Here is a 22,955-nt window from a genome sequence, read left to right as displayed (position 1 = left end):
CGGCCTGCCCCTTTGTCGGTGGCAGGGCGCAAGATGGGGGCATGGACCTGCCGATCAGTCCGCCGCTGTCGCCGATGCTGGCCAAGGCGGTCAAGACGATGCCCCAGGGCGACCTGCTGTACGAGCCCAAGTGGGACGGTTTCCGCTGCGTCGTCTTCCGCGACGGCGACGAGGTGGAGCTGTCCAGCCGCGGCGAGAAGCCGCTGACCCGCTACTTCCCCGAGCTGGTGGAGGCGGTGAAGCGGGAGCTGCCCGAGCGGTGCGTGGTGGACGGTGAGATCGTCCTGCGCAAGGGCACGCGCCTCGACTTCGACGGCCTCCAGCAGCGCATCCATCCGGCGGCGTCCCGGATCAAGCTGCTGTCGGAGGAGACGCCCGCCTCGTTCGTGGCGTTCGACCTGCTGGCGATCGGCGACGAGTCGCTGATGGAGGTGCCGCTGGGCGAGCGGCGGCGGCGCCTCGTGGAGACCCTGGCCGGGGTGAAGGCGCCGGTGTTCGTGACGCCCGCGTCCGACTCCTACGAGCTGGCGCTGCGCTGGTTCGACGAGTTCGAGGGCGCCGGGCTGGACGGCGTGATCGCCAAGCCGCGCGACGTCCCGTACACGCCCGACAAGCGGGTGCTGTTCAAGGTCAAGCACGAGCGCACCGCCGACTGCGTGGTCGCGGGCTTCCGCTGGCACAAGTCGGGGCCGATCGTCGGCTCGCTGCTGCTCGGCCTGTTCAACGCCGAGGGCAACCTCCAGCACGTGGGCGTCGCGGCCTCGTTCACGATGAAGCGCCGCGCCGAGCTGGTCGAGGAGCTGAAGCCCTACCGGATGGAGGACCTCGACGGCCATCCGTGGGCAGGCTGGGCCCAGCAGACCGAGGCCACCGCCGACCGCATGCCGGGCGCGATCTCCCGCTGGACGGGCAAGAAGGACCTGGCCTGGGTGGCGCTGCGTCCCGACCTGGTCGTCGAGGTCGCCTACGAGGCGATGGAGGGCGACCGGTTCCGGCACACCGCGCGGTTCCGCAACTGGCGTCCCGACCGGACGCCGCGGTCGTGCACCTACGAGCAGCTGGAGGTGCCGGTCGCCTACGACCTCGACGACATCTTCACCGGCTCGGCCACGAAGGCCCGCGCCGACCGCTGAGATCCCGGCAGAACGGCCGGGCCGCGCCCCCAGCGGGGACGCGACCCGGCCGCGGTGGGGTGGGTCAGGGCTGGGTCTCGTTGCGGATCGTCTGGTCGATGACCGCCTGGTCGGACTGGGCCGACGCCGACGCCTTCGCCGCGGAGTAGGGGCGCAGGTAGGTCTGCTTCAGGCCGGGGACGCGGTCCTCGATGACGAAGGTGGCCTTGGTCGAGATCTCGGCGCCGGGCGTCCGCACGGTCGGGAGGGTCTTGAAGTCGGCCTTCATCTCCTCCTTGCCGATCCTCGTCATGACGTAGCCGCGCTGGTTGTTGTAGAAGCGCAGGTGCTTGTTGATCTTGAGGTAGGGGTGGTCGGCGGGGTTGGAGTCCTTGCCGTCGCCGGTGCTGGTGACGGAGGTGCAGACCAGCTCGGAGCCGACGGTCGCCGAGTTCGGGTCGTCGTAGTTGGCCTTGAGCTCGCTCGCCCAGTGCGCGTGGACGTCGCCGGTGAGCACGACGGCGTTGCGGACCCCCGCGTCCACCCATCCCTTGGTGATGCGGTCGCGGGAGGCGACGTAGCCGTCCCAGGCGTCCTGCGAGGTCTTCTTCAGCGGCCCGGCGTCGCTGTCGCGCTGGGCGAAGAACACCTGCTGGCCGATGACGTCCCAGCGGGCCTCGGAGCGGCGGAACCCGTCGATCAGCCACTTCTCCTGCCGCTCCCCGGTGATGGAGCGCTTCGGGTCGTTCGCGGCGTCGCACACCTTGTTGCCGTCGCCGCACGCCTGGTCGTCGCGGAACTGGCGGGTGTCGAGCATGTGGAAGTTGGCGAGCTTGCCCCACTGGATCCGCCGGTAGATCTGGATGTCCGGCCCGCGCGGGACGGACCGGCGGCGCAGCGGCATGTTCTCGTAGTACGCCTGGAACGCGGCGGCGCGGCGCTTGGCGAAGTCGGCGGGGTCGGGCGTGTCCGAGCCGTCCTCGGGGACGTCGTCGGCCCAGTTGTTCTCGACCTCGTGGTCGTCGAAGACGACGAGCCAGGGCGCGGCCTCGTGCGCGGCCTGGAGGTCGGGGTCGGTCTTGTACTGGGCGTGCCGCAGCCGGTAGTTGGCGAGCGTCACGGTCTCGGGGCCCTCGTGGTCGCGGACGTTGCCGCCCGGGATCGTGTAGACGCCCTTCTTGTACTCGTACTGGTAGTCGCCGAGGTGCAGGATCAGGTCGGGGTGCTCCTCGGCGAGCCGCCGGTAGGCGGTGAAGTAGCCGTGCTCGAACTGGGAGCACGACACGAAGCCCATCGCGAGGGCCGGGCCGAAGGAGTCGGCGCGGGGCGCGGTGCGGGTGCGTCCGACCGGCGAGACGTGGTCCCCGGCGCGGAAGCGGTACCAGTAGTCGCGGCCGTGGCGCAGGCCGTTCAGCTCGACGTGCACCGAGTGCGCGGCCTCGGGGCGGGCGAGCGCGGTGCCGCGCCGGTCGATCCGGCGGAACCGCTCGTCGGAGGACACCTCCCACTGGACGGGGACGGGCCGCGCGGGCATGCCGCCGAGGCCGTCCTCCGCGTGCGGGTCGACGGCGAGGCGCGTCCAGAGGACGAATCCGCTCGGGTCGGGGTCGCCGGAGGCGACGCCGAGCGTGAACGGGTCGCCGGCGAGGGCGCGCGACCGGAGGGGGGCGGCGTGGGCGGTCCCGGGGACGCCGCCCACGGCGGTGGCGGTGCCGACGGCGAGGCCGCCGGCGACGAGGAAGGATCTCCGGTTGAGCTGGGGCGCGGAGTCGGCCATGTGAAACGCGACCTTTCGGACGTCTGGCAGTAAACGCCGGAAAGCCTCGTGAAGATCGGTGACCGGGAGGCGCCGTACGGATGACGGCCGCCGCAACAGGAACGATCTGTTCGGCGGCACGAGGGGTCGGCGGCACGAGGGGAAATGGGGTGATAAGGTGGCGACTTACGAACTGCGCACACCAAACTCCATCCTATGAACAGGAGTGTAGCCGAGGCATGGGACTCCGTCAACCGGATGCTGTCAAGCCCGAGGGCCCGGAATTTCCGGGCGGGGCGCGCGAAGCGGCCCTGCGCGCCGAGCAGGAGCACGTGACCCGCGTGTACGAACGGCTCGACGCCGAGCGCGCCAAGGCCGAGGACGCGCTGCGCCGGGGCCCGGCGGCGGGGGGCGGGAGCGCGTTCCAGGCGAGGCTGGAGAGCGCGGTCGCCACCGACGAGGCCGCGCGGCGGCTGGCCAGGCTGAGCGGCGTCGAGCAGGGGCTGTGCTTCGGCCGGATCGACCACCGCTCCGATGCGGACGGCCCCGGCGACACCTTCTACGTCGGCCGGATCGGGCTGCGCGACGACGACCACGAACCCATGCTGATCGACTGGCGGGCGGAGGCGGCGCGCCCGTTCTACACGGCGACGCCGGGCGCGCCCGGTACCCTCGCGCGGCGCCGCCACCTGCACCTCCGCCAGCGGGAGGTCGTCCGGCTGGACGACGAGGTCTTCGACCTGGAGGGACTGGCCGAGTCCGAGCGCGGCGGGATCGTCGGCGAGGCGGCGCTGCTGGCGACGCTGCGGCGCGGCCGGACGGGCCGGATGAGCGACGTCGTCGCCACCATCCAGGAGGAGCAGGACCAGGTCATCCGCTCGGCCCTCCAGGGCGTGCTGGTCGTCCAGGGCGGCCCCGGCACGGGCAAGACGGTCGCGGCGCTGCACCGCGCCGCGTACCTCCTCTACACCCACCGGGACGTGCTGGAGCGGCGCGGCGTCCTCGTCGTGGGCCCGAACGCGACGTTCCTGCGCTACATCGAGCAGGTGCTCCCCGGCCTGGGCGAGACCGACGTGGCGCTGGCCACGGTCGGCGAGCTGTACCCCGGAGTCAGGGCGGCGACGTCCGACTCACCCTCCGTAGCGGTCGTGAAGGGCGGCCTCGCGATGGCGGGCCTGGTCGAGGCGGCCGTGCTGGACCGGCAGCGCGTCCCGGCCGGGGGGCTGAGCGTCGAGTCCGACGGCCTGACCCTGCACGTCGAGGAGGCGGCGTGCGCGCTGGCCCGCGACCGGGCCCGCGCGCTGCGGCTGCCGCACAACCTCCAGCGGCGGCGGTTCGTCCACGACCTGCTGGAGGCGCTCGCGGTGAACCGCGCCGAGCAGTTCGAGCGGATCGTGGACGAGCCGCTGGAGGAGATCCTGCGCGCGGGCCAGGTCCCCTCGTGGCTCCAGGAGCTGCTCGACGAGGCGGAGGACACGCCGCTGCTGGACGAGGCCGACCTCCGCATCGCCAAGGAGGGCCTCTGGCACGAGCCGCTCGTCCGGGAGGCGATCGACGCGCTGTGGCCGGAGCTGACTCCGCAGCGGCTGCTCACCGACCTGTTCGCCGACCCCGAGGCCCTCGCGCGGCTCGGCGCGGACGTGCCCGGCGTCGAGCTGCTGCACCGGCCGCCCGGGTCGCCGTGGACGACGTCCGACGTCCCGCTGCTGGACGAGGCCGCCGAGCTGCTCGGCTCCGACGACTCGGCCGAGCGGGCGCGGCGCCGCGCGGAGGCCAAGCGGCGCGAGGCGGACGAGCTGTACGCCCGCGAGGTGATCGAGACGACCGGCGCCGAGACCGTGGACGCGGCGCTGCTCGCCGACCGGCACCACGACGAGGGCCCGGCGCTCACCACGGCCCAGCGCGCCGCCGCCGACCGCGAGTGGGCCTACGGGCACGTGATCGTGGACGAGGCGCAGGAGCTGTCGGAGATGGCCTGGCGGGCGGTGATGCGCCGCGTCCCGACCCGGTCGCTGACCGTCGTCGGCGACATCGCGCAGACGGGCAGCGCGGCGGGCGCCGCGTCCTGGGGGCAGATGCTCGACCGGTACGTCCCGGGCCGCTGGCGCGAGCAGCGGCTGATGGTCAACTACCGCACCCCGGCCGCGATCATGGAGGTGGCACAGGACGTGCTGGCCGCCGTCGCGCCGGGCGAGGTGCCGCCGGTGCCCGTCCGCGACGACGGCGCCCCGCCGCGCGCCGTCGAGGCGACGGTGGCCGAGCTTCCGGCGCTGGTCGCCGCCGAGCTGGCCGAGGTCGCCACCGGGCCGTCGGCGGGCGGCGGCGTCGCGGAGGGACGGCTCGCGGTGATCACCTCGGCGGCACGGCATCCCGGCGTCCTCGCCGCGCTGCCGGACGCGGCCGTGGGCGCCACGCCCGAGGCCCTCGACTCCCCCGTCGTCGTGCTGACCGCCGGGGAGGCCAAGGGCCTGGAGTTCGACTCGGTCATCGTCGTGGACCCCGCGGGCGTCCTCGCCGAGTCGCCCAAGGGCGGGCAGGACCTCTACGTGGCGCTGACCCGCGCGACGCGCCGCATGACGGTCGTCCACCAGGGGGATCTGCCCGCGATGCTGGACCGCCTGGCGCCGGGTCAGGAGGCGGCGGGTCAGGAGTAGGGCAGCAGCTCCTTGTCGATCTCCTCCCAGCGGTTCTTCAGCCCGTTGAAGACCTCGGGGCGGCGGTGCGCCAGGTCGGCCTGCTCGCGGGGGTCGGCGGCCAAGTCGTAGAGGGCGCCCGGGGCGGACGGGGTCGCGCGCAGGTACTTCCAGCGGCCGCGGCGCAGCGCCCGCGCCGTCCGGGTGCGCCAGAACAGGTCGTGCCCGGGCGCGCGCTCGCCGCGCAGCAGGTGCCCGGCGAGGCTCCGGCCGTCCAGCGGGTGGGACGCGGCGGGCCGCACCCCCGTGACCTCCAGGATCGTCGCCGTCCAGTCCTGGGTGATCACGGGGACGCCGCTGACCTGGCGGGGCCGGATGCGGGCGGGCCAGCGCAGGATGTTCGGGACCCGGATGCCGCCCTCGTTGAGCCCGGCCTTGGCGCCGCTGAGCGGCCACTGGTAGGACCAGCGCTCCCCGCCGTTGTCGCTGGAGAACAGGACGAGCGTGTCACGTTCCTGGCCGGTCTCGCGCAGCGCCGCGAGGACGCGTCCGACGCCCGCGTCCAGCGCCTCGACCATCCGGCGGTAGGTGTCGAGGGAGCCGCCGTCGTCGTGCCAGAGCGCCCGGGAGTCGCCCGCCCTGATCCGCGCGGTGATCTCCGTGCTCACGGCCCGGTCGCCCGGCCCCTCCCAGGGCCAGTGCGGCGCGGTGAAGTTGAGGTTCAGCAGCCACGGCCCGCCGCGCGCCTCCCGGACGAACGCGGCGGCGCGGTCGGCGATCGTCTCGGTGTAGTAGCCGAGCGACTCGGTGGGGACCTCGCCCTCGTACAGGTCGCGGCCGTCGGCGGTCATCTTGGAGTAGTAGTCGACGGCGCCCGACAGGTTGCCGAAGAAGGTGTCCCAGCCCGACTTGAGCGGGCTGTACCAGGGCAGGAACCCGCAGTGCCACTTGCCGAACATGGCGGTGGCGTACCCGGCGCCCTTGAGCAGCGACGCGAGCGTCGGATGGCCCGGCGGGATGCCGTGCAGCTCGTCCGGGCGGGCGATCGGCTCCTCCAGGCCGCCGCGCAGCCGTCCGGGGTAGCGGCCGGTGTAGAGGCCGAAGCGGGTCGGTGAGCAGACGGCGGCGGCCGAGTAGGCGTCGGTGAAGCGGACGCCCTGCCGCGCGAGCCCGTCCAGGTGCGGGGTGCGGATGGCGGGCGAGCCGTAGCAGCCGAGGTCGGCCCAGCCGAGGTCGTCGCCGAGGATGACCAGGATGTTGGGCCGCCGCGCCGCCCGGGCCTCGGGGTCGGCGCGGAAGGGCCGCTCGTCGGCGCGGGCGGTGCCGGTCGCGAGGGGTCCGGCGGCCGCGGTGGCGACCATGGCGCCCATCGCGGCGGTGGCGCCCCGCCTGCTCATGTGTGGTTTGGACGCTTCGTCGTGCTTGGGCATGAGCAACCCACTTTCCCTACTGATTTAGTAAAACAAACCGAAATAGTAGGGAATGCTGATCGTCGGCGCAACGCTGCGAGACGAACCGGCGGCCGGACGGTGAGGGAGGACACGGACGCGGCGCCCGCAAGGGCAGCTTCTGCCCAAAACCGGCGCGAGATCGTCGAACCGCGACCTTTACCCCGCGCGTCAGTGCGAGGAACGTGTGCGCGAACGGAACCACCAGCAGCTTCGGAGGTGCGGATTGCCCAGGCGATCCCCGAGACGGACCCGACGGAGCATGACCGTCGCCGTACTGACGGGCGCGGCGCTCGTCGGCGCGGGCGGCGCGACGGCCGTCGCGCAGACGTCCCCCCACATCGTGGTCGAGGGCGGCGTGACCCAGCCGGTCTTCTCCTACAAGGACGCGATCCGCGAGCACGTGTACGTCGAGTCCAGCGTGGACAGCGACCGCGACGGCAAGCTCGACCGGGTCAACGTGGACATCATCCGGCCGAAGGAGACCGAGAGCGGTCTCAAGGTGCCGGTGATCATGGACGAGAGCCCGTACTACGACAACCTCGGCCGTGGCAACGAGAGCGAGCGCAAGACCTACGACGCGAACGGGAACCCGCTGAAGTTCCCGCTGTTCTACGACAACTACTTCGTCCCGCGCGGCTACGCGTTCCTCGCGGTCGACATGGTCGGCACGACCCGCTCGGACGGCTGCCCGGTCAGCGGCGGGCCGTCCGACGTGCTCGGCGGCAAGGCCGTCGTCGACTGGCTCAACGGGCGGGCCAAGGCCTACAAGCCCGACGGCACGCCCGCGCAGGCCACCTGGACCACCGGCCGCACCGGCATGATCGGCAAGTCCTACGACGGCACGCTCGCCAACGGCGTCGCCTCCACCGGCGTGCAGGGCCTGGAGACGATCGTCCCGATCGCGGCGATCAGCAGCTGGTACAACTACAGCCGCATGAACGGCGTCAAGTACTGGACCGACGAGCAGCCGGGCCTCGCCGACACCGTCGACACCGACCCGCCCGCCAAGTGCGCCGCCGTCAACGCCGACCTCGACAAGGGAGAGGACGACGCGACCGGCAACTACAACGCCTACTGGAAGGACGCCGACTACCGGCACGGGAACATCGGCCGCCTCGGCAACGTCCGCGCGAGCATCTTCGCCTACCACGGCGTCAACGACCTGAACGTCAAGGACGACCACTTCGCCGAGTGGTGGAAGGGCCTCGCCCAGCGCGGGATCACCCGCAAGGTGTGGCTGTCGCAGACCGGGCACGTCGACCCGTTCGACATCCGCCGCGACCTCTGGGTCGAGACCCTGCACAAGTGGTTCGACCACGAGCTCCAGAAGATCCCGAACGACGTCCTGGACGAGCCGCGCGCCGACATCCAGGTCGGCCCGGACAAATGGGTCACCCAGGACGACTGGCCCGCGCCCGACGCCAAGACCGTGACGCTGCGTCCCGGCGCGGACGGCTCGCTCGGCCTCTGGCACGCCCCCAAGGGCGAGACCGCGACCTACACCGACGCCGCCGGTTCCCGCAACCAGGGGTACCGCGAGTCGGAGCTGGTGGCCGACCCGACGACCGGCAAGCCGTTCCGGCTCGCCTACGTCACCGGGGAGCTGCCCGAGACGACGCGGCTGTCGGGCACGCCCGACGCGCGGCTGCGGATCAAGCTGGACAAGCCGACCTCGAACATCACGGCGCTGCTCGTCGACTACGGTGCCGACACCCGCGTCGACTACCTCGGCTCCGGGTCGGGCATCCAGACGCTGACCACCGAGGACTGCCACGGCGAGGCGACCGCGTCCGACGACGGCTGCTACAGGCAGACGAAGATCAAGACGGTGAACTCGCCGGTGAACGTCGTCGCGCGCGGCTGGCTGGACGCGCAGAACCGGTCGTCGCTGAGCGACCCGTCACCGCTGACGCCCGGCCAGTACTACGACGTCCGCTGGGACACGCTCAGCCAGGAGTACCTGCTGAAGAAGGGCCACCGGCTGGGGCTCGTCCTGGCCGGGACGGACGCCGACTACAACACCGAGACGCCCACCGGCGCCCAGGTGACGGTGGACCTGGCGGCGAGCTCGATCCGCTTCCCGGTCGTCGCGGCCGAGGGGGACGCGGAGGCACGGCTCGCCCCGCTGCCCGCCACCCCGTGGCGCGGCCCGACCGAGGTGTCGCTGCCGGTCCAGGAGCGGAAGTTCTCCTGATCCCCGAGTGACCGGCGAGGCCGCCGCCCCCTCCTGGAGGGGGCGGCGGTCTTCTCATTCGCGGTCGGTGTCCTTGCTGGGCTGGACGCGCTTGGGCTCGCCCGGCATCTTCGGGTAGTTGGGCGGATACGGCATGTCGCCCAGGCCGTGGTCGCGCTCGTCGCGGTCGGCGAGCTCCAGCAGGCCGTCCAGCGAGAACGCCTGGTCGTCGATGGTCGCGTGCAGGTCGCCGATCTTGGCGAAGCGCTCCGGCATCGTGCCGATCGTGAAGTCGTGCGGATCGGCGTCGGCCAGCTCGTCCCAGGTCAGCGGCGCCGAGACCGCCGCGTAGGGCACCGGGCGGACGCTGTAGGCCGACGCGATCGTGCGGTCGCGTGCGTTCTGGTTGAAGTCGACGAACACCTGCTCGCCGCGCTCCTCCTTCCACCAGCGGGTGGTGACCTCGTTCGGGACGCGGCGCTCCACCTCCCGCCCGAACGCGAGCGCGGCCCGGCGGACCTCGGTGAACGTCCAGCGCGGCTCGATCCGGACGTAGATGTGCACGCCGCCCTTGCCGGAGGTCTTCACGAAGCCGGTGAGGCCCAGCTCGTCCAGCAGGTCGCGGGCCGGGCCGAGCGCCACCCGGACCGCGTCGGAGAAGTCGGTGCCGGGCTGCGGGTCGAGGTCGATGCGCAGCTCGTCGGGATGGTCGACGTCACCGTCCCGGACGGGCCAGGGGTGGAAGGTCAGCGTGCCGAGGTTCGCCGCCCACGCGATCACCGCGACCTCGGTCGGGCGGACCTCGTCGGCCGAGCGCCCGCTCGGGAACTCGATCCGGGACGTGCGGACCCAGTCGGGCGCGCCCTTGGGCGCGCGCTTCTGGTAGAAGGCGTCGGACTTGCCCGCGCCCATGCCCGCCTGCCCGCGGGCGTAGTCCTCCCGGGTCGCCATCTTGGCGCCCTCGAAGACCCCGGCGGGCCAGCGCTCCAGGGTCGTCGGGCGGTCGCGGGTGGCGCGCAGGATGCCCTCGCCCACGGCGAGGTAGTACTCCACGAGCTGCCGCTTGGTGTAGCCGGGCTCGGGAAAGTAGACCTTGTCGGGGTTGGACACCTTGACGAGCCGATCCCCGACCGGGATCTCGATATACGGCGAGGCCATAACCAGCACGTTAACCCACGGGCCCGACACTCTCGCCGGGTACGGTCGACGGTATGGAGAAGATCCGGAAAAGCGAGGAAGAGTGGCGGGCGGTGCTGAACCCCGAGGAGTTCCGCGTGCTGCGCCAGGCGGGCACCGAGCGGCCCTACACCGGGGAGTACACCGACACCAAGACCGTCGGCGTGTACCGCTGCCGCGCCTGCGGCACCGAACTGTTCCGCTCGGAGACCAAGTTCGACAGCCACTGCGGCTGGCCGTCGTTCTACGCCCCGTCCGACTCGGACGCGGTCGTGCTGATCGAGGACCGCTCGGGGGGCATGGTCCGCACCGAGGTCAGGTGCGCGACCTGCGACTCCCACCTCGGCCACGTGTTCCACGGCGAGGGCTACGGCACCCCGACCGACGACCGCTACTGCATCAACAGCGTCAGCCTCAACCTGGAGCCCGCGGAGTAGGGCGGATCGGGCGCAACCATCGGCCCGCGCGGCGCGTCCGAAAGACGGGCGGCACGACGGGCGGAGGTCCGATGGGCGAGTTGAGCACCTACGAGATCGCGTTCCTGTGCGGCGGCCCCCTGCGGGTCGCCCAGACCGCCCTCCTCGGCCTGGCCGAGCGGCGCCGCGTCCGGATCTCCCGGGCGCACCGTGTGGAGGCCGTCCGCGAGGAGCCGGACGGCCCCGCGCCGGACGACCCCGTCCAGGCCGCGCTCCTGGAACGGGTCCCCGGCACCGGAACGCTGCTGGGCCCGCTGCTCGCCGCGGTGGCCGGTGCCCCCGAGGTGCTGGCCGTCGCGGACGCGCTGCGCGAACGCGGCCTCCTACGGCGCGGCCGGACGCCCCGTCCCACCCGCGAGGGCAGAGCGAAGGCGCGCGAACTCGCGGAAACCCCGGCCACGAGCGACATCGCCCGCCTCGCAGCACTCGGCCCGGCCGCCGTCGAGGACCCCAGAACCCGCGAGATCCTCACCACCGACGACCCGAAGCCGATCAAGCTGCCCCGCACCAAGCACCGTGGCGACAACCTGGACTCCAGCAACCTCTCGGACACCCAGTACGGCAGCTACTGAGCGGCCCGCCCGCCAACCTGCGGGCGGCACCGGTCGGGACCCCGACCCCAACCGCGAGCACGGCATCCGGCTCCGATTAGCACCTCGCGGCCAGCGTGGTCCTGGCCGAAAGCTCGCGGTCGGCACCGGTCGGGACCCCGCCACCGCCTCCCGGCCGAGTCGCTCATCCGGCCCCGGTCGGCACCTCGCGGCCGCGCAGCACCCGCCACGGACTCGGGGTCGACACCGGCTAGGGTTTCGCGATCGGCGACGTGCGCGACATCGTGGGGCCCGGGCGGGGGTCGAGGGGCTGGGCGGGGGTTTGGGGCGGGGTCAGCGGGTTTCGGGGACCTCGCAGTCGTCCTTGTCGCTCTGCTTGTTCGCGAGGACGACGCTGCCGTTGTCGCTGCTCTTGCCGTGGACGAAGACCCGGGGCTCGTCGTCGCCGCCGTCCTTGAGGAACTGCGTCGTCCACTCGCAGAGGGAGAGCGCGGGCTTGGAGTTCTCGTCGCTCTCCCCCAGGTCCGTGTAGACGCGGATGAAGTCGCCGCTGCGGCGGACGTCGGTGACGTGCCCGACGACCTTCTTCTCCGGGTCCCTGGTCTCGAAGTAGGGGACCGCCTCGGGGACCGCGTCCGGGTCCTCGACGGACTCGGGCCGCACGGCGGCCGCGGCCGGGGAGGGGCGGCCGGTGTGCGCGGCCACCTCGGCCCGGGGCGCCTCGGACCCGCCGCCCGGCAGCCCCGGCACCCCTCCGAACACGGCCAGCCCCGTCGCCAGCGCGAGGGACGCGGCGCCCGCGCCGGCGAGCGACGCCCGGCGCCGCGATCCGCCCGGCGACCGTCCGGCCAGCCTTCTCCAGCGGATCGACAGCGCGGACGGCGGTTTGGCGTGCCGGCCCCGGGAGTGCTGGGCCGGGTTCTGCTTGGCGGGAGAGTCGGTCACGGGGCGCACTTTACCGAGGGTTTGCCACCGACTAGGGCAGGTTGGCGACGAGTTCGCTGACGGCCTTGCGGCGCCCGGTGTAGAAGGGCACCTCCTCGCGGGTGTGCAGGCGTGCGCGCGCGCCCCGCAGATGGCGCATCAGGTCGACGATCCGGTGCAGCTCGTCGGCCTCGAACGCCAGCATCCACTCGTAGTCGCCGAGCGCGAACGAGGAGACGGTGTTGGCGCGGACGTCGGGGTAGGAGCGCGCCATCTTGCCGTGCTCGGCGAGCATCGCGCGGCGCTCCTCGTCCGGCAGCAGGTACCACTCGTAGGACCGGACGAACGGGTACACGCACACGAACGCGCGGGGCTCCTCGTCGGCGAGGAACGCCGGGATGTGGCTCTTGTTGAACTCCGCCGGGCGGTGCAGCGCCATCTGCGACCACACCGGCTCGCTGGCGCGGCCCACCGCCGTCCGGCGGAACCGGGTGTAGACCTCCTGGAGGTCCTCCGCCGTGGGGGCGTGCCACCAGAACATGTAGTCGGCGTCGGCCCGCAGCCCGGCCACGTCGTAGGCGCCGCGCGTGGTGACGTCCTTCTCGGCGGCCTGGTCGAGGAGGTCCTGGACCTCCGCCGCGTCCCGCTCGCCGACCGTGCCCGGGGCCGCGACCCGGAAGACCGACCACATCGTGTAGCGGATCACGTCATTGAGCTCGCGTGCCTTCGGCCTGCCCGCCGCTTCCGTCGCTGCCATCCTCTGCTCCTCTTCGACTGCGCACATGTTCGAGTATTCGCACCGCCGCCGCGCGCGCCGACGCGACGCACGCGGGGACTCCCAGCCCGTCGTAGGCCGCGCCCGCGACGGCCAGCCCGGGCTCCGCCGCGACGGCGGCGCGGATTCGCGCGACCCGCCGGACGTGGCCCACGTTGTACTGCGGGAGGCCGCCGCCCCAGCGGGTCACCCGCGTCTCGACGGGCGGGCCGGCCACCCCGCACGTCGCCGCCAGCTCCGCCGCCGCGGCCGCGACCAGCTCCTCGTCCGCCCTTTGCAGGGTATGTTCCTCGCCGAACCGGCCGATCGAGCAGCGCACCGCGATCAGCCCGGGGTCGTGGGCGCGCAGGTGCGGCCACTTCACCGAGCTGAACGTGACGGCCTTCACCTCGTGCGCGCTCTCCACGGCCGGGACGAGGTAGCCGCTGCCCTCGGGCAGCCTTGGGAACGCCGCCACCGGGTAGACGAGCGTGACGATCGCCATGCTCGCGTACTCGATCTGCGCCAGCTCGGTCGCTGCGGCGGGCACCTCGTCCCGCAGCAGCCGGGCCGCGGGCGCCGCCGGGACGGCGACCACCACGGCGTCGGCGTCGAGGTACTCGGGGTCGCGGGCCGGGCCGAGGGTGAGCCGCCAGCCGTCCTCGCGGCGGCGCAGCTCGCGGACCATGGCGTCGGTCCTGATCGTGCCGCCTGCGGCGGCGAGGTCGGCGGCGACCGCGGCCGGGAGGGTGCCGAGGCCGCCGGGCAGCGTCGCGAACACCGGGCCCGGGTCCTTCGGCGCGGCGCCCTGGACGCCCTGCGCGGCGGAGATCAGCGACCGGCGGCCGCGCGCGGCGGCGGCGAGCGAGGGCAGCGTCGCCTCGAACGACAGCAGTTCGGCGCGGCCCGCGTACACGCCGCCGAGCAGCGGCTCGACGAGCCGGTCGACGACCTCGCGGCCGACGCGGGCGCCGATGAGGCCCGCCACCGACACGTCCTCCTCGTGGGGCGTGCCGGGCAGGACGAGGTCGAGCGGGACGCGCGCCAGCCCCGCCGGGGACAGCACCTGCGAGGCCGCGAGCGCCCGCAGGTCGGACGGCACGCCCATCACCTGCCCGGACGGGATGCGCCGCAGCGCCCCCCGGCTCAGGATCGCCGAGGACGTCGTGCCCGGGTTCAGCAGCTCGCCGCCCCGGCCGAGGTCGCGGACCAGCTCCAAGCCCTCGGGACGGCGCACCAGCATCGCCTCGGCGCCCTCGTCCACGGGCAGCCCGGCGATCTCGCTCACCTGGAGCTTCCCGCCGGTTGCGGAGGAGCCCTCCAGCACGGTCACCCGGACGCCGGCGCGGGCCAGCTCGCGCGCGGCGGTGAGGCCCGCGATGCCGCCCCCGACGACGACGGCCTGGGCGGCGGAAGGCGAGGAGGTCATGGCTCCCAGCCTCCCAGACGCCCCGCGAAACCGCGCATCGGGGCGTGCGCTGTGGATAACCCCCCGCCGCCTCGCCGACCAGCCGCCTCGCCGACCGGCCCGGCTACTCCCCCGTGCTCGCCTCGTGGACGAGATCCGCGAGGCGGGCCAGCACGTCCGGATCGGTGGACGGGTGAACCCCGTGCCCCAGGTTGAACACGTGCCCCTCGGCGGTGCGGCCGCGGGCGAGCACGTCGCGCGCCCGGCGTTCCACCGTCTCCCACGGCGCGAACAGGACCGAGGGGTCGAGGTTGCCCTGCAACGCCTTGCCCGGCTCGACCCGGCGGACGGCCTCGTCCAGCGGGACGCGCCAGTCGACGCCGACGACGTCCGCGCCCGCCTCGCCCATCAGCCCGAGCAGCTCGCCCGTCCCGACGCCGAAGTGGATGCGCGGGACGCCGAGCCCCGCGATCTCGTCGAAGATCCGGCTCGTGTGCGGCAGCACCGACTCGCGGTAGTCCTGCGGCGCGACCGCGCCGACCCACGAGTCGAACACCTGGATCGCGCTCGCGCCCGCCGCGACCTGCACCTTCAGGAACGCGATCGTGAGATCGGCGAGGCGGCCCATGAGCGCGTCCCACAGGTCGGGCGCGCCGTACATCATGGCCTTGGTGCGCTCCTGGTTCTTGGACGGGCCGCCCTCGACCAGGTAGGAGGCGAGCGTGAACGGGGCGCCCGCGAAGCCGATCAGCGGCGTCGCGCCCAGCTCGCCGACCAGCCCTCCCACCGCCTCGGTGACGTAGGGGACGTCGTCCGGTTCGAGCGGGCGCAGCACGCCGAGCCCCGCCGCGTCCCGGATCGGATCGGCGATCACCGGGCCGACCCCGGGCTTGATGTCGAGGTCGACGCCGATCGCCTTCAGCGGCACCATGATGTCGCTGTAGAAGATCGCCGCGTCCACCGCGTAGCGGCGCACCGGCTGCGACGTGATCTCGACGATCATGTCGGGGCGGGTGCAGGACTCCAGCATCGGGACGCCCTCGCGCACCCGCAGGTACTCCGGCAGCGACCGCCCGGCCTGCCGCATGAACCACACCGGCGTGTGCGGCACCGGCTCGCGCCGGCACGCCCGCAGGAACGGGCTGTCACGCAGGGCCGGAGCGTGCGCGTTCGGAAAGGGGTCGTCGTGACCAACAACGTCGGGAACCACCATCCGATGGTCCCACGGATACCGCGGGCGGCCACACCGGCCCGGCGAGTCCCCGCCAGGGGCGCCGCGGAACACCGGAGAACGCGCAACACGCGAACGAAGTTCCGGACACGCCGAGCGAAGTCCCGCATTCTGTCACCGGCTCATGCGAACGTGATCCGTGTCATAGCCGAGGGAGGTTCCCCCTTGTACTGCTCCACCTGCGGTGATGAACGTATGTTCGAGCAGCCGCCCTGCCCCGACGGGCACGGCGAGGAGTGTCCCGAGCGGGCCTGCACCGAGTGCGGCACGGCCGTGCTGGTCGACACGGCCATGCTGATCGGCACCGCCCCGGCGCCGGACGCCACGTCCGACCGCACCCGACCAACTCGAAAACTGCCGACCCGGCACCAACCGGCCCGAGAAGACCAACCGGCCCGAGACCGGTCGGCTCACCCCCGCCCGTCCCGTGCCGGCTCCACGCGGACCGTCGCCTGACCGGCCCGGCCCCCGAAACGAAACCATCTGTGCTGTGCCTGTCTCTCCCCCGCATCCTCCCGTCGCGCGCGGCGGGAACCCGTCCCACCGTCACCGATCCGAGTCCCATCCCCCGCCCCAGGCCGGTCCGACCATGAACCCACCTGCCTTCCAGCGGGCCCTCGACACCCTGCGCGAGATCCTCGACGGGCCGGACGTCCGGCCCGAGCTCGACCTGGAGGACATGCCCGCCCCGCGGAACCTGGCCCCCTATGCCGCCGCGCTGTCGGGCAGCGTCTACCGCGACGACGACACCGAGATCGCGATGGGACGGCTGATCGTCCTGTACGACCCCGACGGCGCGCGGGAGAAGGACTGGGCGAACGGCTTCCGCGTCGTCGCCTACATCCGCGCCGACCTCGAACCCGAGATCGCCGCCGACGAGCTGATCGGCTCGGTCGCGTGGAGCTGGCTGCTGGAGGCGCTGGAGCCCGCCGGCTACGCGGGCGTGTCCGGGACGATCACCCGCGCGGTGTCGGAGAGCTTCGGGGACAAGGCCGACGAACCCTCCACCACCGAGCTCGAACTGCGCGCGTCCTGGTCCCCGACCGGCGACGACCTGGCGGGACACGTGGCGGCGTGGTGCGAGGTGATGTGCACGACGGCGGGTCTGCCGCCCACCGGCGTCGCGTCCCTGCCCGACCGTCCCGGCGGCACCGGCCGCTGAGCGACGTACGGTAGGGGGCGTGGGAAGCGAAGCGTCCGAAACCGAGGCGGCGGGGGAGAACACGGAAACAGTGGGAGTGTCCGAAACGCGCGCCACCGGTCCCGAGCGGGGCACCGGTGCGGAGAAGCAGTCCGCGGGAACCTCGCCGGAGCGGGACGCCGGCTCCCTGGAACAGGACGCCGGACCGGAACAGGACGCCGGGCCCCCTGCCGTCCCGCTGCTGGAGCCGCGTGAGGGCGTGCCGGACGTCGTCGCCGACGCCGCCGGTCTGGAACGTGTCATCGCCGCGTTCGCCGCGGGTACCGGGCCCGTCGCGGTCGACGCCGAGCGGGCCTCCGGCTACCGCTACGGGCAGCGCGCGTACCTGATCCAGCTCCGCCGCGCGGGCGCGGGCACCGCCCTGATCGACCCGGTCGGCTGCCCCGACCTGTCCGCGCTGGACGCCGCGCTCGCCGACGCGGAGCTCGTGCTGCACGCCGCCAACCAGGACCTCCCCTGCCTCGCGGAGGTCGGCCTGGTCCCCCGGCGGCTGTTCGACACCGAACTGGCCGGACGGCTGCTCGGCTACCCGCGCGTCGGCCTCGGCTCGATGGTCGAGAACGTCCTCGGCTTCCTGCTGGAGAAGGGGCACTCGGCGGCCGACTGGTCGACCCGTCCGCTGCCCGACGACTGGCTGCGCTACGCCGCGCTCGACGTCGAGCTGCTGGTCGAGCTGCGCGACGCGCTGGAGGCGGAGCTGGAGGCGGCGGGCAAGCTGGCCTGGGCGCTGGAGGAGTTCGCAGCGATCCTGGCCACACCGCCGAAGCCGCCCCGCGCCGACCCGTGGCGCCGCACGTCCGGGATTCACCGCGTCCGCAACCGGCGCGCGCTCGCGACCGTCCGCGAGGTGTGGGAGGCCCGCGACAAGATCGCCCGCGAGCGCGACCTGTCCCCCGGCCGGGTGCTCCAGGACGCGGCGATCGTCGAGCTGGCGCTCAAGGCCCCGAAGACCCCCGCCGAGCTGCAAGCGCTGCCCACCATGCGGGGCCGCGGCGCCCGCCGCCACCAGTCCGCCTGGCTGCGCGCGGTCTCCCGTGCCCGCGGCCTGTCCGACCGGGAGCTGCCCGAGGCCAACCTGCCCGGCGACGGCCCGCCGCCCGCGCACCGCTGGGCCGACCGCGACCCCGAGGCCGCCAAGCGGCTCACCGCGGCCCGCGCCGTCGTCGCCGCGCTGGCCGAGGAGCACGCGATGCCGTCGGAGAACCTGATGCAGCCCGACTCGGTGCGCCGACTCGCGTGGACGCCGCCGGACGAGGCGTCCGCGTCCGCCGTCGGCGCCGCGCTCACCGCCCTCGGCGCCCGCCGCTGGCAGGTGGAGCTGACCGCCCAGCCGCTGGCCAGGGCGTTCCTCCGGCTGGAGTACAAGGGGGAAGTGTAGGCGCCGGAACGTTCCCACCTCGACGCCGTCCCCTGCCAGGGGGGAAGTCGCCCTTGCGGGGGGCGCCGTCCGAGCACACACTTGTTTAGGTTAGCTTTGCCTAAAACGTGTGGTCGGTGGAGGTGCGTCGCGATGCTGTTGGGCAACTTCCTCATCGGGTTGCGCGAGGGGCTCGAGGCCGCGCTGGTCGTGAGCATCCTCATCGCGTACCTGGTGAAGACCGGCAACCGCCGCGCCCTGCTGCCCGTGTGGACGGGCATCGCGATCGCCATCGCGCTCAGCGTCGGGTTCGGGATCGCGCTGAGCGCCGCGTCCTCGGAGATGCAGTTCAAGACCCAGGAGCTGTTCGGCGGCGTGCTGTCGATCGTCGCGGTCGGGCTCGTGACCTGGATGGTCTTCTGGATGCGCAAGGCCGCCCGGTTCATGAAGGCCGAGCTTGAGGGCAAGCTCCAGGGCGCGCTGGACGTCGGTCCCGTGGCGCTCTCGGTCGTGGCGTTCCTCGCCGTCGGGCGCGAGGGCCTGGAGACCGCGCTGTTCCTGTGGACCAACATCAGCAACTCCTCCGAGGGCTCCACGCAGCCGATCACCGGCGCGCTGCTCGGCCTCGCGGTCGCGGTCGCGCTCGGCTACCTGCTCTACCGGGGCGGGCTGAAGATCAACCTGAAGCGCTTCTTCACCTGGACGGGCGCGGCGCTCATCGTGGTCGCGGCGGGCGTGTTCGGCTACGGCTTCCACGACCTCCAGGAGGCCGAGGTGTTCCCCGGCCTCCGGTCGGTCGCGCTGGAGCCGCACCTGTTCTTCGCCAAGTTCGGCACGCCGGGCGACTGGATGCAGACGATCTTCCAGGGCGTCCTCAACGTCACCCCGCAGATCACGTGGCTCCAGCTCGTCATGTGGGCGCTCTACCTGGTCCCGGTGATGGCGCTGTTCCTGCGCTCCTCGTCGCCGTCCAAGCCGCGCCCGGCCCCGGCGAACCAGCCCGCCACGTCCTGACCTCCCCGACACTGCCTCACAGGTCGGGCAGCGGGTCGCGCGGCAGGCTGTCGCGCGCGAAGATCTCGGTGTCGGCGGCGTTGACGACCGGGACGTACTCGTCGTCGATCTCGAACGCGGCCCCGGCGAACTCGAAGGACGCGCCGGCGCCGAGCTCCACCGGGCCGATCCGGGTGCCGCGCGGGTAGCTGCCCCAGATGCTCTTCGGGGTGCTGCGGCTCAGCGAACCGGTGGAGATCACGGCGACCTGGTCGTCGGTGACGACGAAGACGAACCCCGCTCCGCCGCCGTGGGCCATCGCGGGAAACAGGTAGCGGATCTCACCGTCGATCCCGAGGAACTCGCGGCAGCGCTCGCGGAGCGGACGTGGCACGGGCATGGCGGCGGGGGCACCTCCCCAGGTGGGACGTCATCGGCGTCCCAATCATGCACCGGTTCCTCAGACCGTGGCCAGCGCGGCCGTCGGCGACAGCCGCGCCGCCCGCGCCGCCGGGTAGAGTCCCGCCGCCGTCCCGATCGCGAGCGTCGCCGCGAGCGCGCCGCCGAGCGCCCACACCGGGACGACCGGCGGCCACCCCTTCGCGAGCGCGCACCCGGCCGTGACCCCCGTCCCGAGCACGACGCCCACCGCCCCACCGCACGCCGACAGCAGCAGCGACTCGGCGAGGAACTGCACGCGGACCTGCCCCCGCGTCGCGCCGAGGGACCGCCGCAGCCCGATCTCGCGGCGCCGCTCCAGCACCGAGATCACCATCGTGTTCGCGACGCCGACGCCGCCGACCAGCAACGCGACCGCGCCCAGGCCGAGCAGCAGACCGGTGAAGGCGCCCGCCGCCGCGGCCTTGGCCGCCAGCGCGTCCGAGGGGCGGCTCACCTTTACCTGCTCCGGGTGCTCGGGGTCGATCGTCCGCGCGAGGACGGCCCGGACGTCGCCGACCGACGCGTCCGCCGACCGCTCGTACACCGTCGTCGGGTGCCCGCCGAACCCGAGGTGGCGGCGCGCCGCGTCCCAGCCGACGAGCGCGGACCGGTCGATCTCCGGCGCCAGCTCCACCGGCGCCAGCACGCCGAGGACGGTGAACCGGCGCCCGCCGATCCACACCTGATCGCCGGGCCGGTCGAGGCCGAGCCGCCGCGCCGCCTCCGAGCCGAGGACGACGCCGGGGTAGCGTCCGGTCGCCGCGTCCAGCCAGCGGCCCGCCGCCGTCCGCGCGCCGAGAGTGCCGAGCAGGGCGGGCGTCGCGGCCTGCACCGCGATCCCCTGCGTGACCTCCTCCGGGACGCGGTCGGACCGGCGCGCGGTCGCGTCCGTCGCCCCGGTCGCGCCGACCGCCGTCACCGGCCCGATCCGGCGGACCATCTCCGGCGCCGCCTCCGGCAGCTCCGCCGCGTCCCCGAACAGCGTGTCGCCGGGCTCGGCCCGCAGCAGATTCGTGCCGAACCGGTCCAGCCGCCGCAGCAGTTCCGCCTTGCTGCTGGACGAGATCCCGATCACCGCGACCATCGTCGCGATCCCGATGGCGATCCCCAGCGCGGACATCACCACCCGTGCCGGACGCGCCCGCAGCCCGCCGAGCCCGACCCGCAGCACGTCCCCGGGCCCGAGCCGCGCGGGCCTCACCGCGCCCCCCGCTCGTCGGCGACGATCAAGCCGTCCCGCACCCGGACGCGGCGGGGCGCCGCGTCCGCCACCTCCGTGTCGTGCGTGATGATCGCGACCGTGGTGCCCGCCGCGTGCAGCTCGGCGAGCAGCGCCAGCACCTCCGCGCCCGCCGCCGAGTCGAGGTTGCCGGTCGGCTCGTCCGCCAGCAGCAGGTCGGGCTCCCCCGCCACGGCCCGCGCCACCGCGACCCGCTGCTGCTCGCCGCCCGACAGCTCGTGCGGCCGGTGCCGCGTCCGGTGCCCGAGCCCGACCCGCTCCAGCGCGGCCCGCGCCCGCTCCCGCCGCTCCCGCACCCCCACGCCGCGGTAGAGGAGCCCGTCCGCGACGTTGTCGAGCGCGCTCACCCCCGCCGCGAGATGGAACTGCTGGAACACGAACCCGATGTGCCGCGCCCGCAGCGCCGACAGCTCCCGGTCCGACAGCCGCGCGACGTCGTACCCGGCCACCCGCACCCGTCCCGCCGTCGGCCGGTCCAACGTGCCGATCATGTGCAGCAACGTGGACTTGCCCGACCCGGACGGCCCGGCGATCGCGACCATCTCCCCCGTCTCGACGGCCAGCTCGACGCCCCGCAGCGCCACGACCCCGCCCGCGTACTCCTTGGTCACCGCGTCCAACCTGACGATCGTCACCGCTCCGGCACCCCGACCTTCACACCCTCCGCGACCCCGCTGACCTCGACCCGTCCTCCACCGAACGCACCGATCCGCACCGGGACGAGCCTGCCCGTCCCATCGGCGACCTCGACCGCGAAGCCGCCCTCCCGCGTCGCCAGCAGCGCCTCGACCGGCACCGACAGCACGTTCCGCCGCCGCTCGCTCTCCAGCTCGACGGTCACGGGAGCCTCGTCCAGCCGTCCGGTGGGCCCTTTAACCGCGATGTCGACCCCCACCGTGGTCTTCTTGTCCTGCCCACTCCCGGTGCTCACCGCGACGTCGCCGACCTCGGTGACCGTCCCCGAAACGGCCTTCCCACCGGGCAGCTCCACCGAGACCTTTGCACCTTTCCGCGCGAGATCCTGCTTGTCGGCGTCCAGATCCACGTGGACGGCCCGCCGCGTCCCCGACACCTCCATCACGGGCTGCCCCGGAACGGCCTGCCTTCCCTCCGGCGCCCGCACCTTCCGCACCCGCACCGCCCCACCGAGAAAGACGACCTGCCCAGGATCAACGGCCCCCGTCACCTCAAGCCCCCGATCGTCCTGCCATTCCTTGACGGCGGCCTCCGTGGCCCCGGTGAACCGCTTATCGACCGTCAAACCCGAGTACCCGAGCGCCACGAGATTCCTCTCAAGCTGCCGCACGTCCCCACCCGATCCCCCCACCTTGAGCACCCGATACATGGGACTCCCCCCATACATCAACGTGACGACCTTCCCCGCGACACCCAACAACGCCCCGCCCCGCCGAACGGTCGCCCCTTCTTTCGGCGCCCACGTCACAATCCCGGACGCCCCGGTCCACACGTCCCGCGCCCCGACATAGGTGAGCCTCCCGTCCACCTTCTCGGTGTCCACGAGATCCCCCCGGCTCACCACCGCCGTCCCGAGCCGCACCCCACGCCGGGCCTCCGCCTCGTCCCCGCCCCAACTAAGAACGACCGCACCCACCCCGACCCCCACGACAACGACACCGCCCACCACCAGCGCCCACTTCATTTCCCGCTCCCCGGCAAAACCCCCCGGCAAGCGTTCCGCGCCTTCTCGACCGCCTCAGGACTGCTACCACTGGGAACCTCAATGGCCCCACCCGGTTTGGGATCCTTCACGTCGACCCCGTGCTCCCGCATGCACTGCGCGAACTTCACATAAAGATCCCGCACCGCCGGATCATTGAGATCGGGCATCTTCCCCCCAGCCTGCAACCACGACTGGCACTTCTTGAAGGCCGCCTGAACCTTCTCCCGATCATCTCCCTTCCCCAGCCGCAACGCCTTCTGATTCCCACTCCCCGGATCAGGAACGTCCACCCCGTTCTCCCGCATGCACCGAGCGAACCCGAGCTGAGCATCCTCCGCCGAAACCGACTTCCGAGGCGAACCCGAACCCCCCGCACTGACAACCCCACCCGACCCCC

General features: G+C 73.2%; 21 protein-coding genes. 9 read left to right on the top strand and 12 right to left on the bottom strand.

Annotated features, from left to right (window positions below; genetic code table 11):
• Window positions 1–41: 41 nt before the first annotated feature.
• Window positions 42–1,133, top strand: coding sequence for an ATP-dependent DNA ligase (locus tag K2F47_RS21975; RefSeq protein WP_242906687.1), 1,092 nt, complete (start codon window positions 42–44; stop codon window positions 1,131–1,133).
• A 64-nt stretch (window positions 1,134–1,197) separates the two neighbouring features.
• Here the strand turns inward: K2F47_RS21975 and K2F47_RS21970 are convergent, their stop codons facing one another.
• Complete coding sequence (locus K2F47_RS21970) at window positions 1,198–2,889, bottom strand: alkaline phosphatase D family protein (RefSeq protein ID WP_242906685.1); 1,692 nt, start codon at window positions 2,887–2,889, stop codon at window positions 1,198–1,200.
• A gap of 218 nt (window positions 2,890–3,107) precedes the next feature.
• On the opposite strand from K2F47_RS21970, the gene K2F47_RS21965 reads away from it, so the two are divergent.
• Window positions 3,108–5,522, top strand: a complete 2,415-nt coding sequence (locus K2F47_RS21965) for a HelD family protein (RefSeq protein ID WP_242906684.1) — start codon at window positions 3,108–3,110, stop codon at window positions 5,520–5,522.
• Here K2F47_RS21965 and K2F47_RS21960 read toward each other — a convergent pair.
• A complete protein-coding gene (locus K2F47_RS21960) occupies window positions 5,513–6,898 on the bottom strand; it encodes a sulfatase family protein (protein WP_242906683.1) in 1,386 nt (461 codons plus the stop codon). The genes K2F47_RS21965 and K2F47_RS21960 overlap by 10 nt on opposite strands.
• 313 nt (window positions 6,899–7,211) lie before the next feature.
• Between K2F47_RS21960 and K2F47_RS21955 the strand changes: the two genes are divergently transcribed.
• Window positions 7,212–9,146 carry a Xaa-Pro dipeptidyl-peptidase gene (locus K2F47_RS21955; protein ID WP_242906682.1) on the top strand — a complete coding sequence of 645 codons (1,935 nt, stop codon included), beginning with the start codon at window positions 7,212–7,214 and terminating at the stop codon, window positions 9,144–9,146.
• Window positions 9,147–9,200: 54 nt separating this feature from the next.
• On the opposite strand, the gene K2F47_RS21950 is transcribed toward K2F47_RS21955, so the two are convergent.
• Window positions 9,201–10,283 carry a DNA polymerase domain-containing protein gene (locus tag K2F47_RS21950; protein ID WP_242906681.1) on the bottom strand — a complete coding sequence of 361 codons (1,083 nt, stop codon included), beginning with the start codon at window positions 10,281–10,283 and terminating at the stop codon, window positions 9,201–9,203.
• Window positions 10,284–10,336: 53 nt separating this feature from the next.
• Between K2F47_RS21950 and msrB the strand changes: the two genes are divergently transcribed.
• Together msrB and K2F47_RS21940 are read left to right on the top strand one after the other, a co-directional pair.
• Window positions 10,337–10,738, top strand: a complete 402-nt coding sequence (gene msrB, locus K2F47_RS21945; protein WP_242906680.1) for a peptide-methionine (R)-S-oxide reductase MsrB — start codon at window positions 10,337–10,339, stop codon at window positions 10,736–10,738.
• Window positions 10,621–11,349 (top strand): TIGR04222 domain-containing membrane protein, encoded by a 729-nt coding sequence (locus K2F47_RS21940; protein ID WP_308198439.1) that lies wholly within the window; start codon window positions 10,621–10,623, stop codon window positions 11,347–11,349. Before msrB ends, K2F47_RS21940 begins: the two co-directional genes overlap by 118 nt.
• A gap of 312 nt (window positions 11,350–11,661) precedes the next feature.
• Here K2F47_RS21940 and K2F47_RS21935 read toward each other — a convergent pair whose 3' ends face one another.
• From K2F47_RS21935 to hemE, 4 genes are all read right to left on the bottom strand, one after another.
• Window positions 11,662–12,273: a hypothetical protein gene (locus K2F47_RS21935; protein WP_242906678.1), complete on the bottom strand. Its 612-nt coding sequence runs from the start codon at window positions 12,271–12,273 to the stop codon at window positions 11,662–11,664.
• Between the two features lie 31 nt (window positions 12,274–12,304).
• A complete protein-coding gene (gene hemQ / locus K2F47_RS21930) occupies window positions 12,305–13,009 on the bottom strand; it encodes a hydrogen peroxide-dependent heme synthase (RefSeq protein ID WP_242906677.1) in 705 nt (234 codons plus the stop codon).
• Entirely contained in the window at window positions 12,960–14,435 is a 1,476-nt protein-coding gene (gene hemG / locus K2F47_RS21925; protein WP_242906675.1) for a protoporphyrinogen oxidase, read from the bottom strand. The genes hemQ and hemG overlap by 50 nt, the downstream gene beginning before the upstream one ends.
• 103 nt (window positions 14,436–14,538) lie before the next feature.
• Window positions 14,539–15,627 (bottom strand): uroporphyrinogen decarboxylase, encoded by a 1,089-nt coding sequence (gene hemE / locus K2F47_RS21920; protein WP_272497288.1) that lies wholly within the window; start codon window positions 15,625–15,627, stop codon window positions 14,539–14,541.
• A 213-nt stretch (window positions 15,628–15,840) separates the two neighbouring features.
• On the opposite strand from hemE, the gene K2F47_RS21915 reads away from it, so the two are divergent.
• The 4 genes from K2F47_RS21915 (at window position 15,841) to efeU (ending at window position 19,217) form a co-directional block, all read left to right on the top strand.
• On the top strand, window positions 15,841–16,101 hold the full coding sequence (locus tag K2F47_RS21915; protein ID WP_242906673.1) for a hypothetical protein: 261 nt from the start codon (window positions 15,841–15,843) through the stop codon (window positions 16,099–16,101).
• A gap of 133 nt (window positions 16,102–16,234) precedes the next feature.
• Window positions 16,235–16,807 carry a DUF3000 domain-containing protein gene (locus K2F47_RS21910; RefSeq protein ID WP_242906671.1) on the top strand — a complete coding sequence of 191 codons (573 nt, stop codon included), beginning with the start codon at window positions 16,235–16,237 and terminating at the stop codon, window positions 16,805–16,807.
• A 166-nt stretch (window positions 16,808–16,973) separates the two neighbouring features.
• A complete protein-coding gene (locus K2F47_RS21905) occupies window positions 16,974–18,224 on the top strand; it encodes an HRDC domain-containing protein (protein WP_242907520.1) in 1,251 nt (416 codons plus the stop codon).
• A gap of 132 nt (window positions 18,225–18,356) precedes the next feature.
• Entirely contained in the window at window positions 18,357–19,217 is an 861-nt protein-coding gene (efeU, locus tag K2F47_RS21900; protein ID WP_242906669.1) for an iron uptake transporter permease EfeU, read from the top strand.
• A 16-nt stretch (window positions 19,218–19,233) separates the two neighbouring features.
• On the opposite strand, the gene K2F47_RS21895 is transcribed toward efeU, so the two are convergent.
• From K2F47_RS21895 to K2F47_RS21875, 5 genes are read right to left on the bottom strand one after another with little or no spacing between them, the layout of a single operon-like run.
• The gene (locus tag K2F47_RS21895; protein WP_242906667.1) at window positions 19,234–19,596 is read right to left on the bottom strand and encodes a hypothetical protein; all 363 of its coding nucleotides are present in this window, start codon (window positions 19,594–19,596) and stop codon (window positions 19,234–19,236) included.
• A 60-nt stretch (window positions 19,597–19,656) separates the two neighbouring features.
• A complete protein-coding gene (locus K2F47_RS21890) occupies window positions 19,657–20,838 on the bottom strand; it encodes an ABC transporter permease (protein ID WP_242906665.1) in 1,182 nt (393 codons plus the stop codon).
• Complete coding sequence (locus tag K2F47_RS21885; RefSeq protein WP_242906663.1) at window positions 20,835–21,512, bottom strand: ABC transporter ATP-binding protein; 678 nt, start codon at window positions 21,510–21,512, stop codon at window positions 20,835–20,837. The genes K2F47_RS21890 and K2F47_RS21885 overlap by 4 nt, the downstream gene beginning before the upstream one ends.
• On the bottom strand, window positions 21,509–22,537 hold the full coding sequence (locus tag K2F47_RS21880) for a peptidoglycan-binding protein (protein WP_242906661.1): 1,029 nt from the start codon (window positions 22,535–22,537) through the stop codon (window positions 21,509–21,511). Before K2F47_RS21880 ends, K2F47_RS21885 begins: the two co-directional genes overlap by 4 nt.
• Window positions 22,534–22,863, bottom strand: a complete 330-nt coding sequence (locus K2F47_RS21875) for a hypothetical protein (RefSeq protein ID WP_242906659.1) — start codon at window positions 22,861–22,863, stop codon at window positions 22,534–22,536. Before K2F47_RS21875 ends, K2F47_RS21880 begins: the two co-directional genes overlap by 4 nt.
• Window positions 22,864–22,955: the final 92 nt, after the last annotated feature.

The sequence above is a fragment of the Actinomadura terrae genome (assembly GCF_022751215.1).
In the GTDB taxonomy this organism is placed as follows: Bacteria; Actinomycetota; Actinomycetes; order Streptosporangiales; family Streptosporangiaceae; genus Spirillospora; species Spirillospora terrae.
Note: the sequence above shows the minus strand (reverse complement) of the source record. Positions and strands in the feature narration are given on the sequence as shown.

What these genes read in the sequence shown, in the direction of transcription:
- K2F47_RS21975 (WP_242906687.1), top strand. Translation starts at nt 42, where the DNA reads ATGGACCTGCCGATCAGTCCGCCGCTGTCGCCGATGCTGGCCAAGGCG.
- K2F47_RS21950 (WP_242906681.1), bottom strand. Translation starts at nt 10,283, where the DNA reads ATGGCCTCGCCGTATATCGAGATCCCGGTCGGGGATCGGCTCGTCAAG.
- K2F47_RS21965 (WP_242906684.1), top strand. Translation starts at nt 3,108, where the DNA reads ATGGGACTCCGTCAACCGGATGCTGTCAAGCCCGAGGGCCCGGAATTT.
- K2F47_RS21910 (WP_242906671.1), top strand. Translation starts at nt 16,235, where the DNA reads ATGAACCCACCTGCCTTCCAGCGGGCCCTCGACACCCTGCGCGAGATC.
- K2F47_RS21955 (WP_242906682.1), top strand. Translation starts at nt 7,212, where the DNA reads ATGACCGTCGCCGTACTGACGGGCGCGGCGCTCGTCGGCGCGGGCGGC.
- K2F47_RS21970 (WP_242906685.1), bottom strand. Translation starts at nt 2,889, where the DNA reads ATGGCCGACTCCGCGCCCCAGCTCAACCGGAGATCCTTCCTCGTCGCC.
- K2F47_RS21875 (WP_242906659.1), bottom strand. Translation starts at nt 22,863, where the DNA reads ATGCGGGAGAACGGGGTGGACGTTCCTGATCCGGGGAGTGGGAATCAG.
- msrB (WP_242906680.1), top strand. Translation starts at nt 10,337, where the DNA reads ATGGAGAAGATCCGGAAAAGCGAGGAAGAGTGGCGGGCGGTGCTGAAC.
- hemQ (WP_242906677.1), bottom strand. Translation starts at nt 13,009, where the DNA reads ATGGCAGCGACGGAAGCGGCGGGCAGGCCGAAGGCACGCGAGCTCAAT.
- K2F47_RS21915 (WP_242906673.1), top strand. Translation starts at nt 15,841, where the DNA reads ATGTTCGAGCAGCCGCCCTGCCCCGACGGGCACGGCGAGGAGTGTCCC.
- K2F47_RS21895 (WP_242906667.1), bottom strand. Translation starts at nt 19,596, where the DNA reads ATGCCCGTGCCACGTCCGCTCCGCGAGCGCTGCCGCGAGTTCCTCGGG.
- K2F47_RS21880 (WP_242906661.1), bottom strand. Translation starts at nt 22,537, where the DNA reads ATGAAGTGGGCGCTGGTGGTGGGCGGTGTCGTTGTCGTGGGGGTCGGG.
- K2F47_RS21960 (WP_242906683.1), bottom strand. Translation starts at nt 6,898, where the DNA reads ATGAGCAGGCGGGGCGCCACCGCCGCGATGGGCGCCATGGTCGCCACC.
- efeU (WP_242906669.1), top strand. Translation starts at nt 18,357, where the DNA reads ATGCTGTTGGGCAACTTCCTCATCGGGTTGCGCGAGGGGCTCGAGGCC.
- hemE (WP_272497288.1), bottom strand. Translation starts at nt 15,627, where the DNA reads ATGGTGGTTCCCGACGTTGTTGGTCACGACGACCCCTTTCCGAACGCG.
- hemG (WP_242906675.1), bottom strand. Translation starts at nt 14,435, where the DNA reads ATGACCTCCTCGCCTTCCGCCGCCCAGGCCGTCGTCGTCGGGGGCGGC.